Genomic DNA, 12,579 nt, shown 5'->3' on the forward strand with positions numbered 1-12,579 from the left:
CCAAAGATGGAACTGAGCAATGCTTAAACAATTATTAGAACAAGCAACTTCAAATAACGCTAAAGCAAGACTGTATGCATTTGAAAATACAGTTGAGTTAACAAATCTGATTCCACCTACTGTTAGCTACGAAAGCGGTGGTAATACTCTTGTTATTGGTCCAACTGCGATCATTGAAAGTGCTGCGGCGCAATTACCTCAATTGACGAGCCTAACCTTATTGTCGACAGACGGCGAAAAGGGCACAAACCCAGAACTGTATTTCGCGAATTCGGTTCAAGTCTCCGGTTTCCTTGGCACGTTTGAAGTTGTGATCGAAAGTAAAGGCACATCAAGCAACCTAGCGAAAATCGCGATTAATCACGATTGTTTCGATGTTGTTCTAGACCTATGTCTGAATAGTTGCATGACAGAAGAAGTGCCTGTACCTGGTTATTACCCAGTAGGCCGTGGCTATCCAAAACTGGCTGAAGCACTGGAAGAGATTCCAACGCTAATGGGCACGTTTGATAAACCTAAGTTCTTCCGTCTAGACACTGACCTTTGTGCGCACAGTTCTCGTGGCGTAAAAGGTTGTGAGCGTTGTGTTGATGCTTGTCCTGCTGGAGCACTATCAAGTGAAGGCTCTGATAAGACCGGCCATAAGATTGAGATCAACCCTTACCTATGTCAAGGCGTTGGTACTTGTGCAACGAGCTGTCCGACAGAAGCAATCTCTTACGCATTGCCTAATCCTGACGATACTCAAAAATTCATTGAACGTACGCTAGCGAATTACGAGCAAGCGGGCGGTCTTGATCCTATCGTGCTTATCTGTAGCTCACGTCATGAAACTTACAACGTGATGGCTCTTAAAGCGCTACCAGATAACGTGATTCCAATTGTCGTAGAAGAACTGCCATCTATTGGTATTGATACTTGGTTTGCTGCTTTAGTAAATGGCGCGACTCAAGTTCTGTTTGCAGCATCTCGCTTTATGCCAGAAACGATCATTCGTGTTCTGAATAACGAAGTAGGGATCGCTCAAGAGTTACTAGACCAAATCGGTATTCCAAAAGAAACCATCGATATTTTGTACTTAGAGTCTCTACGTGAAGGTCCTCCAACACTATGTGTGGATTCGTTCGACCTTGCACTTGGCGATCTTCAAGGTAATAAGCGCCAACGTCTATTCACAGCACTTGATGCAATGTCTTCAGCTCGTATTCCAGTTGAAAATATTGTTGAGCTTCCATCGAATGCGCCATATGGCACGGTTTCGTGTGAAAGCAAAGATTGTACGTTATGTATGAGCTGTGTGGCTGTTTGTCCTACACGAGCGCTTCATACCGATGGCGCATCTCCATCACTTAAGTTTGTAGAACAAGACTGTATTCAATGTGGTCTATGTGAAAAAGCATGTCCTGAAAATGTTCTGACTCTTACTCCTCGTATGAACTGGGTGAAAGAAGAACGTCAGAAAGCGGTTGTGATTCATGAAGAGAAAGCTGCGGAATGTGTACGTTGCCATAAACCATTTGCACCTCAGTCTATGATCGACATGTTACAGAACAAGTTACGCGGTCACTCTCACTTTTCAGATGAAGCAGCGATCAATCGTATTGCTATGTGTGAGGACTGTCGTGTGGTGGATATGTTCGATTCAATGGCGCAAGACCCATTGAAACAATTGAAATACTAGGAGTTAGCCTTGGAAACTAATTTGGATCAGGCACAAGAACAGACACTAAGAACTGAGATCTATTTGGTTCTATCTGCACTGTTTCGTAGCGCACCTTCTGAAGAGGTGATCGACTTTCTAAAAACGCTAGATATTGAAGCATCTGAAAGTGCAATGCAAAAAGCTTGGATTGCTATTCAACAAGCGGCAACAGAATCAAATCGCGAAGCGTTAGAAGACGAATATCAAGACCTGTTCATTGGCATTGGCCGTGGAGAGATTGTTCCATTTGGTTCTTGGCATCGCACTGGCGCCATGATGGAAAAACCATTAGCAGAGATTCGTCATGATTTAGAGCTTTTAGGCATTGAACGTGATGATCAAGTAAAAGAGCCAGAAGATCATATTGCGGCATTGTGTGAAGTAATGGCAATGCTAACCGGTGAAGAAGAAGCCCTGCAACAAGCGGTTTTCAATAAGCACCTTGGTCCTTGGTTCAACTCTTTTACGCGTCAGCTTGAAAGTGCAGAAAGTGCCAACTTCTACAAATCGGCCGCTCAGCTGTGTGAAGCATTTTTAACGTTAGAACAAGTGCGTTTTAGCGTTAATACAAAAAGCAGTAAGCATAAATTAAAGATTGATGTGAAAAACGTCACTGATTACGAGTAATCGAGCAGTACGCGATTATATCGATAGAGGGGCATTAAGCCTCCAAAAGATCTACCGTAAGGTAAGGAAGCAATGATGAAAGATAATAAAGAAATAAACACAAGCCGTAGGGACTTACTCAAAGGCTTAACGACTGCAGCCGTAGCTGGTGCCGTTGTCGCTGGTACAACGAAAGTGGCAACGGCTTCAGAAACGGTTGAAATGCCGAAAGAAGACATGAAGAAGACGGGCTATCGTGAAACGCAACACATTCGCGATTACTACGACACGCTTTAGGAGATAACGGATGAAACTTGTCAAACGCTCCGATAGTGTGAGCAAAGAAACCAATCAGCTAGGCGTGTCTCGACGTGCCTTCATGAAAAACACTTCATTAGCTGCTGGTGGCGCAGTGGTAGGCGCAAGTCTATTCGCACCGGGCATGATGAAGAAAGCACAGGCTAAATCAGTCGATCCAGAAGCGAAAACAGAAGTGAAACGTACTATCTGTTCTCACTGTTCTGTGGGTTGCGGTATCTACGCTGAAGTACAAAACGGTGTTTGGACAGGTCAAGAGCCTGCATTTGATCACCCATTCAACGCTGGTGGACATTGTGCGAAAGGTGCTGCTCTACGTGAGCACGGCCACGGTGAACGTCGTCTTAAGTACCCAATGAAATTGGAAGGCGGTAAGTGGAAGAAGCTTTCTTGGGAACAAGCGATTGAAGAGATCGGTAACAAAGCGCTAGAACTTCGTAAAGAGTCTGGCCCTGATTCGGTTTACTTCCTAGGTAGTGCAAAACACAGTAACGAGCAAGCTTACGCATTCCGTAAGATGGCGTCGCTTTGGGGCACGAACAACGTTGACCACCAAGCGCGTATTTGTCACTCAACCACAGTAGCCGGTGTTGCAAACACTTGGGGTTACGGTGCAATGACCAACTCGTTCAATGACATGCACAACTGTAAGTCAATGCTGTTCATTGGTTCAAACCCAGCAGAAGCTCACCCAGTAGCGATGCAGCACATCTTGATCGCGAAAGAGAAGAACAACTGTAAGATCGTTGTTGCGGATCCGCGTCGTACGCGCACTGCTGCGAAATCTGATCACTATGTATCACTTCGCCCAGGTTCAGACGTTGCGTTTATCTGGGGTGTGTTATGGCATGTCTTTGCTAACAAATGGGAAGACCAAGAATTCATCCGCCAACGTGTATTCGGCATGGACGAGATCCGTGAAGAAGTTGCGAAGTGGAGCCCAGCAGAAGTTGAACGTGTAACAGGCGTAAGCGAAGAAGACGTTTACCACACAGCGAAACTGCTTTCTGAAAACCGTCCGGGTTGTATCGTTTGGTGTATGGGTGGTACTCAACACACCACAGGTAACAACAACACACGTGCTTACTGTGTACTTGAGCTTGCGCTAGGTAACATCGGTAAATCAGGCGGCGGTGCAAACATCTTCCGTGGTCACGATAACGTACAGGGTGCAACTGACCTTGGCGTACTGTCTGACACGCTGCCAGGTTACTACGGCTTGTCTGAAGGCTCATGGCGCCACTGGTCGAAAGTTTGGGATATCGACTTTGATTGGATCAAAGGCCGTTTCGACGGCAACGCTTACGGCGGTCAAAAACCAATGAACAGTGCAGGTATTCCTGTCTCTCGTTGGGTTGATGGTGTACTTGAAGACAAAGACAAGATTCGTCAACGTGAAAACATCCGCGCGATGTTCTACTGGGGTCACGCAGTGAACTCTCAGACTCGTGGTCCAGAGATGAAGAAAGCGATGCAGAAGCTGGATATGATGGTTATTGTTGACCCATACCCAACGGTTGCAGCGGTAATGAATGATCGTACTGACGGCGTTTACCTGCTACCAGCGACGACTCAGTTTGAAACCTACGGCAGTGTAACGGCATCGAACCGTTCTCTACAGTGGCGTGACAAGGTGGTAGATCCTCTGTTCGAATCTAAGCCTGACCACGAAATCATGTACCTTCTTTCTAAGAAGCTGGGTTTCTCTGATCAGCTGTTCAAAAACATCCGTGTTGAGAACAACCAACCATTGATTGAAGACATTACTCGTGAATTCAACAAAGGTATGTGGACGATCGGTTACACAGGTCAAAGCCCAGAACGTTTGAAAGAGCACCAACAGAACTGGCATACATTCCACAAAACGTCTCTGGAAGCAGAGGGCGGGCCTGCAAATGGTGAGACTTACGGTCTTCCTTGGCCATGTTGGGGTACGCCAGAAATGAAACACCCAGGCACACATATCCTTTACGATACGTCTAAGACTGTCGCTGAAGGTGGTGGTAACTTCCGCACTCGTTTCGGTGTTGAGTTTGAAGGTCAAAACCTACTGGCTGAAGACAGCTACTCGAAAGGCAGCGAAATCAAAGATGGCTACCCTGAGTTCAGTGACAAACTACTGAAACAACTGGGTTGGTGGGATGACCTAACAGCAGAAGAGAAAGCCTCTGCTGAAGGTAAAAACTGGAAGACCGACGTTTCTGGCGGTATTCAACGTGTGGCTATCAAGCACGGTTGTATCCCGTTTGGTAATGCAAAAGCGCGTGCGATTGTTTGGACATTCCCAGACCGCGTGCCACTGCACCGTGAGCCGCTTTACACACCACGTCGCGACCTAGTTGCTGACTACCCAACATGGGATGACAAAGAGGCGATCTTCCGTGTACCTACGCTTTACAAGTCGATTCAAGAGCAAGACAAATCTGGTGAATACCCGATTATCCTGACTTCTGGTCGTCTGGTTGAGTACGAAGGTGGTGGTGAAGAAACCCGTTCTAACCCTTGGCTAGCAGAACTTCAACAAGAGATGTTCGTTGAAGTGAACCCGAAAGACGCGAACGACATCGGCTTTAAAGACGGTGATGATGTTTGGGTTGAGGGTGCTGAGAAGGGCCGAATTAAGGTGAAAGCGATGGTTACACGTCGTGTGAAACCGGGTCTGGCATTCATCCCATTCCACTTCGGTGGTAAGTTCCAAGGCGAAGATTTGCGTTCTAAATACCCAGAAGGCACTGATCCTTACGTTATTGGTGAAGCTGCTAACACAGCAACCACTTATGGTTACGACCCTGTCACGTTGATGCAGGAAACGAAAGTAACCCTTTGTAATATTCGTAAAGCGTAAGGAGTCTTAAAATGGCTAGAATGAAATTTCTTTGTGACACCAAGCGTTGTATCGAATGTAACGGTTGTGTCACTGCATGTAAGAATGAAAATGATGATGCTCTGGAATGGGGTATTCAACGTCGTCGCGTTGTGACATTGAACGATGGCGAACCGGGTGAAAACTCTATCTCAGTTGCGTGTATGCACTGTACTGATGCGCCATGTATGGCAGTTTGTCCTGCAGACTGTTTTGAACATACAGAAGACGGCATCGTACTTCACAACAAAGATCTGTGTATCGGTTGTGGTTACTGCTTGTTTGCTTGTCCGTTTGGCGCACCTCAATTCCCTAAACAGGAAGCGTTTGGTGAGCGCGGTAAGATGGACAAATGTACCTTCTGTGCTGGCGGCCCAGAAACAGAGCCAGGTTCTGTTGAAGAGCGTCAAAAGTACGGTGCGAACCGTATTGCAGAAGGCAAACTGCCAATGTGTGCTTCGCTTTGTTCAACCAAAGCACTGCTAGCGGGTGACGCAGAGAAAGTTTCTGATGTTTTCCGTCAGCGTGTAGTTGAACGTGGTGCGAAAGGTGCAGGTTGGACAGACGGCAACGACCTTTCTTACGATGCGACTAAGAGCTAAGTAGGAGAGACATATGCTTACAATGTTTAAGCGTCTCTTCCTTGTTGTGCTGCCTATGTTGGCAGCACTAACAATGCTTTCTCCTATGAGTCATGCATCTGAGACGAACTCATCACAAACTCAATCGAGCTCTGCTCAACGAGAAATCACTCAACTTGCTGGTGCCGATTTTTGGCGACAAGTAAGAAATGGTGAAGAAGGTTACACCACATCTCAATCGGCTGAACACGGTGTGTTAATCAGTACTCCAGGTCAGACGTGGTACATATTGAAAGAGAAGTGGATGTCACCAGCCGGTGCCGTCGCTATCTTTGGCAGTATTGCTTTCGTGACTTTGATGTACGTTGTGATTGGACCGCTAATGCTAAGCGCACCAAGAACAGGTCGTAAGATCAAACGTTGGTCTCGACTTGATCGTGCATTGCACTGGAGCATGGCGTTTACCTTCTTAACACTGGCATTCAGTGGTTTGATGTTGGTTTACGGTAAACACTTCTTGAAACCTTATATCCCAACGGATCTATGGGGCTTCATTGTTCTACTGGCTAAGCAATACCACAACTACATCGGACCGATTTTCTATGTGCTGTTGATGGCTGTTCTGATCAAGTGGTGGCGCAAGTCTATCTTTAAGATGGTCGATATCCAGTGGTTCATGAAACTGGGTGGCATGGTAGGGAAACATAAAGGTTCTCACCCATCTGCAGAGTTCTCGAACGCGGGTGAAAAAGCACTGTTCTGGCTATTGATTGTTATGGGTAGTGTGGCTGCGATCAGTGGCTTGGTTTTAGACTTCCCAATCTTCGGTCAAACGCGTCGAGATATGGAGCTTTCAAACCTAGTCCATATGTTAGCTGCTTTGATCCTTATCTGTGGTTTCGTGTTCCACATCTACATCGGCTTGTTCGGTATGGAAGGGGCACTAGAAGGCATGGTAACAGGCGAAGTTGATGAGACTTGGGCTAAAGAGCACCATGACCTTTGGTACAAAGAAGTGATGGAACAAGAGAAAAACGGCGTTGAGCAAAGCGCTAACGCAGCAACAGAGAAAACGGAAGGGGTGAATAAGAATGAACAAACCTCATAAAGGTATTTGGGTCGCTTACATACTAAGCTGCTTTACACCATTTACTTGCCTTCTCTCTGGTGTGGTTGCCATCATCTACGCGGGCTATCGTTTAGATAAAGGCGAAGACGGGGAAGTAGTGGATACCCATTACTACGGACTGATTCGCTCGTTCTTCTTGAACCTGACGTTCTTCGTGGTGCTTATCGTAACGGTAGCGACCTCTAATGGCGTGTTAATCGGTGTGAACGATTACTGGTATCAAAACCATATTATCGATGACATCGCTTACTACATTCCATATGTAGGCATGTTGTTCGGTGGTGTTGCGATTGTGGTTTGGTTTATCCGTATGTATCAAGGCATGCAGCGTTTAAGTCAAAACCTACCGCAAAACCCGTCGACAGGGCCAAACCTGTAACACTAACACGTTAACGACATCTCTAAAGAAAGCCCAGTGATTCAAATTCACTGGGCTTTTTGTTTTTAGGCTATGGAACAGTAAATTGTTGTCAGCCGCTCTCTGTATCAGAACCTACTTATTGACCGCTTCAATATGGTGCAACTCCCTTATTTGGTGCAATTGTCGTGGTTGTTTTTTCGATTTTTAATAACCATAAAAGTGCACGTAAATATTTAGACTTTAATAATCAACGACTTAAAGTTAAAATCTGTTGCACGAAAATTACCCTTAACACTTGGAACACATCTTGCGTTTACTGTTGAGTCTTTAATTAATTACAACATTGAATCGCACGATATCAGTGCAAATCAGATAAAGCGAAGGAGAATGCTTTAATGAGTGAAACGGTGACTCAAGTTCATAGTGCAGTACAAACCCTTACCCAAAGTTCAGATACTTTATTCCTACTACTTGGCGCAATCATGGTCTTCCTGATGCATGCAGGCTTTGCTTTTCTCGAAGTCGGTACCGTGCGAAAGAAAAACCAAGTAAACGCGCTGGTTAAAATCCTTTCCGACTTTGGTGTCTCCGCCATCGCTTATTTCTTTATCGGTTACTGGGTTGCTTACGGTGCACACTTTTTTGCCGACGCTGAAACGCTCTCACAAGGTAATGGTTACGAACTGGTTAAGTTCTTCTTCCTAATGACCTTCGCTGCGGCAATTCCTGCGATTGTTTCTGGTGGTATCGCAGAGCGTGCACGTTTCTATCCAATTTTGATCGCAACGTTATTTACCGTTGGTTTCATCTACCCATTTTTCGAAGGCATCATTTGGAACGGTAACTTTGGTTTCCAAGATTGGCTAGAAGGCCAGTTTGGCTATGGTTTCCATGACTTCGCAGGCTCGGTAGTGGTTCACGGTGTCGGCGGTTGGATTGCATTGGTTGCGGTTTACTTCTTAGGGATGCGTAAAGGTCGCATCCGCGCGGGTAAACACACTAACTTCGCACCATCGAACATTCCATTTTTAGCACTAGGTTCTTGGATCTTATGTGTGGGTTGGTTTGGCTTTAACGTGATGTCTGCACAAGCAATCAACGGCATCAGCGGCCTAGTGGCGATGAACTCACTGATGGCAATGGTTGGCGGTATTCTTGCGGCGCTTGTTGCTGGTAAGAATGACCCGGGCTTTATCCATAATGGTCCTTTGGCTGGCTTAGTAGCAATTTGTGCAGGTTCAGACTTAATGCACCCATTAGGCGCTTTGGTGACAGGCGGTGTGGCAGGCGCGTTGTTCGTTTACTTGTTCACGTACATGCAAAACAAAACACAGATTGATGATGTATTGGGTGTATGGCCTCTGCATGGTGTATGTGGCGCTTGGGGTGGCATTGCAGCGGGTATCTTCGGTTCGCAAACATTCTGGGGCTTAGGCGGTGTGAGCTTTGCTTCTCAAGTGGTTGGTACACTGGCGGGTATTGCTGTTGCTCTGATTGGTGCTTTGATTGTTTACGGCGTGCTCAGCAAGCTAACTGGCCTACGTTTAAGTGAAGAAGATGAGTTCAACGGTGCGGATCTTTCAATCCATAAGATCTCATCTATCAACGAAGACTAACTCTAGTTGCTGCGATGAGTTTTAAACTCATCAAGTACATAACAGTTATACAAAACTAAGCGGCTTCGGTCGCTTTTTTTGTTTCAGTGAAAAGCAAAACGGAGAGTTTGCGTAACAACGGCAGCACCCATCAAGCGAGTTATGTCACAAATAGCCAATGAATTCAGTTGCCTAAGACTATGGTCTAATCCCTAAAACTATTGTTGGAATTTGAACAGTGCTAAGCTGTTACAAAGTGACATATTGAAAAGGACGTTGTATGCATTTCCCATATCGAAATATCGTAATTCTTACTGGCGCTGGCATTTCCGCGGAGTCGGGGATACAAACATTCCGAGCACAAGACGGGCTATGGGAAAACCATAAAATCGAAGATGTCGCGACCCCTGAAGGGTTTGCAAAAGATCCCGACTTGGTTCAAGCATTCTATAACAAGCGTCGCCATGGTTTACAAGGTGAGGGCATTCATCCAAACTCAGCCCACAAGGCGCTAGGTGAGCTTGAAGACAAACTTGATGGTAAAGTAACAATCATCACTCAGAACATCGACAACCTGCACGAGAGAGGCGGTAGTAACAACATTATCCACATGCACGGTGAACTTCTAAAAGCACGTTGCAGTGAATCGAATCAAGTTATCGAATATAAAGGTGACATTGAAACTGGTGAACTTTGTCACTGTTGTCAAATTCCAGCGCAAATGCGTCCTCATATTGTGTGGTTTGGCGAAATGCCATTAAGAATGGGTGACATCTATTCAGCACTCGAAGAAGCCGATCTCTTTATCTCTATCGGAACTTCAGGTGTTGTTTATCCAGCTGCAGGCTTTGTTCATGATGCAAAAATGCATGGTGCGCACACAATAGAGATCAATCTAGAACCAAGCGCGGTTGAAAGTGAGTTTGAAGAGAAACGTTACGGTAAGGCGAGTATCGAGGTACCTAAACTCGTCGGGGAATTGTTATGTTCAGAGAAAGGTTCTTTAACGGCCTAAGCCTTGTCTTTAATAAAGCACATCAGTTTCTGAATCTGAAAAAAATAAAGCGGCTTACGCCGCTTTATTTACTTAACTGATTAACTAACAATAACTTAGTTGTTCACTTTAAGTTTTTGGAAGTACTCGTCATAAATGACGCTCGCTTCACCAACTTCATCTTGCCATACACCGTTATCCATCACTGATTGTGGTGGGAAAACGTTCTTGTCTTCAGCAAATTCTTTTGGAAGAAGAGGGTAAGCGGTTTTTACTGGAGTCGGGTAGCCGATCTCTAGAGCAATTTTCGCTGCGTTCTCTGGGCGAAGAAGGAAATCGATCATCTTATGAGCGGCTTCGATGTTCTTAGCACCAGATGGAATCGCTAGGCTGTCCATCCAGAAGATAGCGCCTTTCTCTGGCCAGATAATGTCAATCGTTGCGCCTTCTTGGCGTGCCATGTAAGCAGAGCCATTCCAAAGCATACCAAGTGACACTTCACCCGCTAGGTAAGGGTTCGCAGGGAAGTCTGAGTTAAATACCAATACGTTTGGCATCAGCTTACGAAGTTCTTCGTACGCTTCTTTGATTTCTTCTGGGTTGGTTGTGTTTGGAGAGTAACCCAATTTAGATAAAGCGATATGGAAAACCTCACGAGAGTCATCCATCATCATCAGCTGACCTTCCCACTGTGTATCCCACAGGTCACCCCAGTTTTTCACTGAAGACTTGTCTAGCATATCTGAGTTGATACCAATGCCCGTTGCACCCCAAATGTATGGGATTGAGTAGTTGTTGCTTGGGTCAAATGGCTTATCTAAGTAATTTGGATCCAAATCAGCAAAGTGGCTTAGCTTAGTTTTATCAAGCTCTTGAAGCATGCCTTCTTTACGCATCTTAGAAACGAAGTAAGTAGAAGGAACCACTAAGTCATAACCCGTACCTTGAGTTTTTAACTTAGCGTACATGCTTTCGTTAGACTCATAAGTAGAGTAATAAACCTTAATGCCCGTCTCTTTTGTGAAGTCTTCTAATACTTCATTTGGGATATATTCAGACCAGTTGTAAAAATACAGTTCTTGGTCAGCTGCGAAAGAGGGTGTAGAAAGTAAAGTAGCAGCACACAATGCGCCGGTATACAGTGTTTTTTTCATTACTGTTCCGTTCATTTGTTTGATTTGAAGTTGGGTAGTGAGCCCAAAGTAAAAGGATTCCTAAAAATCGGGGTATATTATAGCAGCGATATAATAAAATAGGCAGCCTAAGCTGCCTATTCATTGATATTCTTATTTTTAACTTGTTGATTATCTAGCTAGGCTTGTGAAGTAAACCTATTACTTAGTCGCCACTAGATAATAAGCTAAGTTACTGACCTGCTTTAAGTTTCATGAAGTAATCTTCGTACTTCACTGTCTTGTCGCCAACTGCAGCTTGCCATTCAACACGGTCAAGATCTTCTTGAGACGGGAACAGAGCAGGGCTGTCTTTGAACTTCTCGTTAGACGCTTTAACTGCCGTTAGGTAGCCAGTATCGCGAGAAATCTGCTCAGCAATTTCAGGGCGAAGTAGGAAGTCGATCATCTTATGAGCCGCTTCTACGTTTACCGCACCAGAACTGATTGCAAAGTTATCAACCCAACCGATACCGCCTTCTTTAGGGAAAACCAATTTGATTGGTAGACCTTCGTTTTGCGCAGCGGCAGCAGAACCGTTCCACAGCATACCAAGTCCAACTTCACCAGACATATATGGCGCGCCTGGGTTATCTGAGTTAAATACTAGAACGTTTGGCATCAGCTTTTGTAGCTCAGCGTACGCTTCGTCGATCTCTTTCTCGTTTGTTGTGTTACCAGAGTAACCTAACTTACGTAGTGCGATGTGGAACACTTCACGAGTGTCATCCATCATCATTAGTTGACCTTCAAGCTCAGGCTTCCATAGATCAGCCCAGCTTTGGAAATCTTCTGGATCGTACATGTCAGTGTTAACAGCAAGACCTGTGATCGCAACTACGTGTGGAATAGAGTAGTCGTTACTTGGGTCGTACGGCTTATCTAGGTAGTTAGTATCTAGATTCTTGAAGTTGTTCAGCTTAGTTTTGTCGATCTTTTGTAGCATACCTTCGTCACGCATCTTAGATACGAAGTAAGTCGACGGCACAACTAGGTCGTAGCCTTTGTTGTGTGTTTTTAGCTTTGCGTACAGGGTTTCGTTCGACTCGTAAGTCGAGTAGATAACCTTGATACCAGTTTCATCAGTGAACTGTTCTAGAATCTCACTGTTGATGTAAGGTCCCCAGTTCATGAATACCAATTCTTTGTTATCTTTTGCAAATGATGGTGCAGATAACATTGAAAGCGCACATGCACTACCAGCTAATAGAGTAGCCCATTTTTTCATTGACGTTAGCTCCAAACTAAACGTTGCCCG

General features: G+C 45.1%; 11 protein-coding genes. 9 read left to right on the forward strand and 2 right to left on the reverse strand.

Annotated elements, in window-relative coordinates; translation table 11 throughout:
- Window positions 1-19: 19 nt before the first annotated feature.
- The 9 genes from CWO27_RS16290 to cobB all read left to right on the forward strand — a co-directional run bounded on the left by CWO27_RS16290 (window position 20) and on the right by cobB (window position 10,170).
- On the forward strand, window positions 20-1,681 hold the full coding sequence (locus tag CWO27_RS16290) for a 4Fe-4S dicluster domain-containing protein (protein ID WP_102431932.1): 1,662 nt from the start codon (window positions 20-22) through the stop codon (window positions 1,679-1,681).
- A gap of 9 nt (window positions 1,682-1,690) precedes the next feature.
- Window positions 1,691-2,329, forward strand: a complete 639-nt coding sequence (locus CWO27_RS16295) for a TorD/DmsD family molecular chaperone (protein ID WP_055318797.1) — start codon at window positions 1,691-1,693, stop codon at window positions 2,327-2,329.
- Window positions 2,330-2,404: 75 nt separating this feature from the next.
- On the forward strand, window positions 2,405-2,605 hold the full coding sequence (locus CWO27_RS16300; RefSeq protein ID WP_004733728.1) for a twin-arginine translocation signal domain-containing protein: 201 nt from the start codon (window positions 2,405-2,407) through the stop codon (window positions 2,603-2,605).
- Window positions 2,606-2,615: 10 nt separating this feature from the next.
- On the forward strand, window positions 2,616-5,471 hold the full coding sequence (locus CWO27_RS16305) for a formate dehydrogenase subunit alpha (RefSeq protein ID WP_107899227.1): 2,856 nt from the start codon (window positions 2,616-2,618) through the stop codon (window positions 5,469-5,471).
- 11 nt (window positions 5,472-5,482) lie between these two features.
- Complete coding sequence (gene fdh3B, locus CWO27_RS16310) at window positions 5,483-6,091, forward strand: formate dehydrogenase FDH3 subunit beta (RefSeq protein ID WP_004742271.1); 609 nt, start codon at window positions 5,483-5,485, stop codon at window positions 6,089-6,091.
- A gap of 13 nt (window positions 6,092-6,104) precedes the next feature.
- On the forward strand, window positions 6,105-7,178 hold the full coding sequence (locus CWO27_RS16315; RefSeq protein ID WP_012603931.1) for a formate dehydrogenase subunit gamma: 1,074 nt from the start codon (window positions 6,105-6,107) through the stop codon (window positions 7,176-7,178).
- Window positions 7,162-7,578, forward strand: coding sequence for a hypothetical protein (locus CWO27_RS16320; RefSeq protein ID WP_048658737.1), 417 nt, complete (start codon window positions 7,162-7,164; stop codon window positions 7,576-7,578). The genes CWO27_RS16315 and CWO27_RS16320 overlap by 17 nt, the downstream gene beginning before the upstream one ends.
- A gap of 377 nt (window positions 7,579-7,955) precedes the next feature.
- Window positions 7,956-9,176, forward strand: a complete 1,221-nt coding sequence (locus tag CWO27_RS16325) for an ammonium transporter (protein ID WP_102431931.1) — start codon at window positions 7,956-7,958, stop codon at window positions 9,174-9,176.
- 259 nt (window positions 9,177-9,435) lie between these two features.
- On the forward strand, window positions 9,436-10,170 hold the full coding sequence (cobB, locus tag CWO27_RS16330) for a Sir2 family NAD+-dependent deacetylase (RefSeq protein ID WP_102431930.1): 735 nt from the start codon (window positions 9,436-9,438) through the stop codon (window positions 10,168-10,170).
- 95 nt (window positions 10,171-10,265) lie between these two features.
- Here cobB and CWO27_RS16335 read toward each other — a convergent pair whose 3' ends face one another.
- A complete protein-coding gene (locus CWO27_RS16335; protein ID WP_008217941.1) occupies window positions 10,266-11,303 on the reverse strand; it encodes an extracellular solute-binding protein in 1,038 nt (345 codons plus the stop codon).
- Between the two features lie 211 nt (window positions 11,304-11,514).
- A complete protein-coding gene (locus CWO27_RS16340; protein WP_017059628.1) occupies window positions 11,515-12,549 on the reverse strand; it encodes an extracellular solute-binding protein in 1,035 nt (344 codons plus the stop codon).
- Between the last annotated feature and the right edge of the window lie 30 nt (window positions 12,550-12,579).

The sequence above is a fragment of the Vibrio sp. 10N.286.51.C3 genome (genome assembly GCF_003050065.1).
Classification (GTDB): domain Bacteria; phylum Pseudomonadota; class Gammaproteobacteria; order Enterobacterales; family Vibrionaceae; genus Vibrio; species Vibrio crassostreae.

Excerpts from the sequence above, each read along its gene's own strand:
- CWO27_RS16290 (WP_102431932.1), top strand. The coding sequence starts at position 20 with ATGCTTAAACAATTATTAGAACAAGCAACTTCAAATAACGCTAAAGCA.
- CWO27_RS16300 (WP_004733728.1), top strand. The coding sequence starts at position 2,405 with ATGAAAGATAATAAAGAAATAAACACAAGCCGTAGGGACTTACTCAAA.
- CWO27_RS16305 (WP_107899227.1), top strand. The coding sequence starts at position 2,616 with ATGAAACTTGTCAAACGCTCCGATAGTGTGAGCAAAGAAACCAATCAG.
- fdh3B (WP_004742271.1), top strand. The coding sequence starts at position 5,483 with ATGGCTAGAATGAAATTTCTTTGTGACACCAAGCGTTGTATCGAATGT.
- CWO27_RS16315 (WP_012603931.1), top strand. The coding sequence starts at position 6,105 with ATGCTTACAATGTTTAAGCGTCTCTTCCTTGTTGTGCTGCCTATGTTG.
- CWO27_RS16320 (WP_048658737.1), top strand. The coding sequence starts at position 7,162 with ATGAACAAACCTCATAAAGGTATTTGGGTCGCTTACATACTAAGCTGC.
- CWO27_RS16325 (WP_102431931.1), top strand. The coding sequence starts at position 7,956 with ATGAGTGAAACGGTGACTCAAGTTCATAGTGCAGTACAAACCCTTACC.
- cobB (WP_102431930.1), top strand. The coding sequence starts at position 9,436 with ATGCATTTCCCATATCGAAATATCGTAATTCTTACTGGCGCTGGCATT.
- CWO27_RS16335 (WP_008217941.1), bottom strand. The coding sequence starts at position 11,303 with ATGAAAAAAACACTGTATACCGGCGCATTGTGTGCTGCTACTTTACTT.
- CWO27_RS16340 (WP_017059628.1), bottom strand. The coding sequence starts at position 12,549 with ATGAAAAAATGGGCTACTCTATTAGCTGGTAGTGCATGTGCGCTTTCA.